Source organism: Thiobacillus denitrificans (assembly GCF_001530125.1).
GTDB lineage: Bacteria > Pseudomonadota > Gammaproteobacteria > Burkholderiales > Thiobacillaceae > Thiobacillus > Thiobacillus denitrificans_C.
In genome coordinates this window covers 1-2,774 of the sequence record NZ_LDUG01000062.1, presented here as the reverse complement: position 1 = coordinate 2,774, position 2,774 = coordinate 1, and the positions used below count along the sequence as shown (strand labels likewise).

The 2,774-nt window shown below is 62.4% G+C and carries 4 protein-coding genes; 2 read left to right on the top strand and 2 right to left on the bottom strand.

Annotated elements, in window-relative coordinates; genetic code table 11:
* The first annotated feature begins 231 nt into the window (after nt 1–231).
* Nucleotides 232–1,122 (top strand): NAD-dependent epimerase/dehydratase family protein, encoded by an 891-nt coding sequence (locus tag ABW22_RS16310; protein WP_059759410.1) that lies wholly within the window; start codon nt 232–234, stop codon nt 1,120–1,122.
* A gap of 25 nt (nt 1,123–1,147) precedes the next feature.
* On the opposite strand, the gene ABW22_RS17875 is transcribed toward ABW22_RS16310, so the two are convergent.
* On the bottom strand, nt 1,148–1,324 hold the full coding sequence (locus tag ABW22_RS17875) for a hypothetical protein (protein WP_202813982.1): 177 nt from the start codon (nt 1,322–1,324) through the stop codon (nt 1,148–1,150).
* Between ABW22_RS17875 and ABW22_RS16305 the strand changes: the two genes are divergently transcribed.
* On the top strand, nt 1,323–1,949 hold the full coding sequence (locus ABW22_RS16305) for a hypothetical protein (protein WP_237763392.1): 627 nt from the start codon (nt 1,323–1,325) through the stop codon (nt 1,947–1,949). The genes ABW22_RS17875 and ABW22_RS16305 overlap by 2 nt on opposite strands.
* A gap of 117 nt (nt 1,950–2,066) precedes the next feature.
* Here ABW22_RS16305 and ABW22_RS16300 read toward each other — a convergent pair.
* Nucleotides 2,067–2,774 (bottom strand): SDR family NAD(P)-dependent oxidoreductase (locus ABW22_RS16300; RefSeq protein WP_059759404.1); only part of this gene is annotated, 708 nt, incomplete at its 5' end.

The following is a 2,774-nucleotide window of genomic DNA, read 5'->3' as shown; positions in this document are numbered from 1 at the left end:
ATCGTCAAGCGCACGATCCAGTCCCTGGCCGACAAAGTGGATGTCATCGTACTGGCACAGGTGTCGATGGCGCGGCTGGTCCCCTCACTCACCGACTTGAAGGTGCCCGTCCTGTCCTCGCCGCAAAGCGGTGTCGAGGCAGTGCGTGACGCCTTGGCCAGCCGGCACTGAGACGGCCGCCGAATAATTTCAATCCAGACAACCAACACACTCACCATCAAAGGAAATGCAATGAAAAAGAACATCATCGTCACCGGCGGCAGCGGCATGGCCGGTAAATGGGTCGTCAAGGATCTGCTTGACCACGGACACCAGGTCATGAACCTGGACCGCACCGTTCTGCCCAACTCCGCGGCCCGAACCATGATTACCGATCTGACCGACGCCGGCCAGGTCTTCAATGCGCTGTGCAGTACAACGGTACGGCACGAATTCAGCGAATCCATCAAACCGGCACCGATCGATGCCATCATCCACTTCGCGGCAATTCCGCGGATCATGACGCACCCGGACAACGAGGTCTTTCGCATCAATGTCATGAGCACCTACAACGTGCTTGACGCGGCGGCGAAGTACGGCATCAAGAAAGTCATCATCGCATCGAGCGAAACAACGTACGGCATCGTCTTCGCCGACAACTACCGCATGCCCGAGTACCTGCCGCTCGATGAAGAATACCCGGTCGATCCGATGGACAGCTACGCGATGTCCAAGGTGATCAACGAGGCCACGGCCAAGGCATTCCATGCCCGAACCGGCTCGGATATCTACTGCCTGCGCATCGGCAATGTGATCGACCCGGTGGACTACGCGAAGTTTCCCGAATACTTCAAGGACCCGGGCTTCCGCCGCCGCATCACCTGGAGCTACATCGACGCCCGCGACCTGGCCACCGCAGCGCGCTTGGGCGTCGACAAGGACGGCCTGGGCTATCAGGTGATGAACGTTGCCGCTGATGATGTCTCGTCCGACCTGCCGACGGCGGAGCTGCTCAAGCGCTTTTATCCGACGGTGCCGGTCAAGAAGACCCTCGGCGAGTTTGAGACCCTGCTGAGCAATGAGAAGATCAAGCGCTTGCTGGGCTTCAAGCAGCAGTACAACTGGCGCAGTCACGTCAAGTGACCGGGTGTCGCTTTCAGTTCCCCGATCAGCGCGACTGGCAACGAATCTTCACTTTTTCCTGAACGGGCTGGCGTTTGCGACCTGGGGCGTGCATGTACCGACCTTCAAGCACCTGCACGGCCTGAGCGAGGCCGAAGTGGCGCTGGCGATGCTGGCGGCCGGCGTGGGCGCACACGAGCGACGAAGCGGGCCACAGTTTCATGCGGCCACACGGTGTGATCGTCCTGCTCGGCGCCATGGCCGCGCTGGGCTTGGTCGCCGAGGGTTCCATGTACGACTGGAGCGTGCTCTACCTGCGCGAGAGCCTGGCGTCGCCGCAAGCCCTGGCGGCACTGGGCTATGCGGCGTTCTCGGTGGCGATGGCCATCGGCCGCTTCGCGGGTGACCGGGCTCGTGCGCGACTGGGTGCCGTGGCCCTGCTGAGTGTCGGTGGCACGCTGGCCGCCATCGCGATGCTGGCGGTGTTGCTGATCGGCCATCCGGCGGCGGCGCTGGCAGGTTTCGCGCTGGTGGGCCTGGGCATCGCGAACGTGGTGCCGGTGCTCTTCGCCTGCGCGTCGCGGGTGCCCGGTATCTCGCCCGCACATGGCATTTCCGGCGTCGCCAGTTTGGGCTATCTTGGTTTTCTGTCGGGTCCCCCCATGATCGGTGCGGTGGCGCAGGTCGCCACCTTGCCGGTGGCGCTGGGCCTGGTCGCCTTGTTTGCGGCGGCCCTCGCCGTACTTGCCCGCTGCGCTTTGCCAATCATGGGTGATCTCGGCACTGGCTCGGACGATAGAGCCAGTCACTCAGTCCCGGTAGGGCAGGAACCAGGCCCGCCAGGCTGAGGTGGTCGCGGCGAGCCTCGGCCCGTACTCGCAACCAACGTGCTCGGCGCAGCGCGCCGAGCGAACAGGCAGGGTACTTGCCTAATCAGGCTGTTGCGGCAACAAGGCTTCGTTCGGTCACACCCAGCCGCCATCGACCACAAAATTCTGCGCCGTACACATGGCGCTGTCGTCCGCCGCCAGAAAAAGCGCCATACGGGCAATGTGCTCTGCCAATACCGGCTGGTTGATGCACTGGCCGCGCGCGATATCAGCGCGAGCTGTGTCATCAACCCAGAGGCGCAGCTGTTTTTCTGTCATCACCCAGCCCGGTACCAGTGTGTTGACCCGGATGTTGAATGGCCCGAAATCGCGCGCGAGGCTGCGCGTCAGGCCCTGCACAGCAGATTTGGCCGTGGTGTATACCGGCATACCACCTTGTTTGAGCATCCAGCTGAGGGAGCCGAAATTCACGATGCTTCCGCCACCGGTCTTGCGCATGTCTGGCGCGACGTTGCGAGCAGCAAAGAACTGGTGCTTCAGGTTCACCGCGATGCCAGCATCCCAGGTCTCCGGGGTGGTCTCTTCAATGGTGTGACGGCGATCGTTGGCAGCGTTGTTCAGCAGTGCGTTAATGGGGCCAAAGTGTTGGCGCACCTTTTCGATGGCACTCTCCAACGCAGCGATGTCTGTCAAGTCAGCATGAACAAATAGCGGGGCGTGCCGCGCTCCGGCCAGTGCGCTCGCCAGCGTCGATCCTGCCGCAGCGTCGATGTCGATGAAGCCGACCTTCGCGCCTTGTGCTGCGAATTGCTCGACAAGGCAGGCACCAATGCTGGTGGCGCC

Coding starts and splice junctions, on each gene's coding strand:
- ABW22_RS17875 (WP_202813982.1), bottom strand. CDS start 1,324: ATGAAACTGTGGCCCGCTTCGTCGCTCGTGTGCGCCCACGCCGGCCGC.
- ABW22_RS16305 (WP_237763392.1), top strand. CDS start 1,323: ATGCGGCCACACGGTGTGATCGTCCTGCTCGGCGCCATGGCCGCGCTG.
- ABW22_RS16310 (WP_059759410.1), top strand. CDS start 232: ATGAAAAAGAACATCATCGTCACCGGCGGCAGCGGCATGGCCGGTAAA.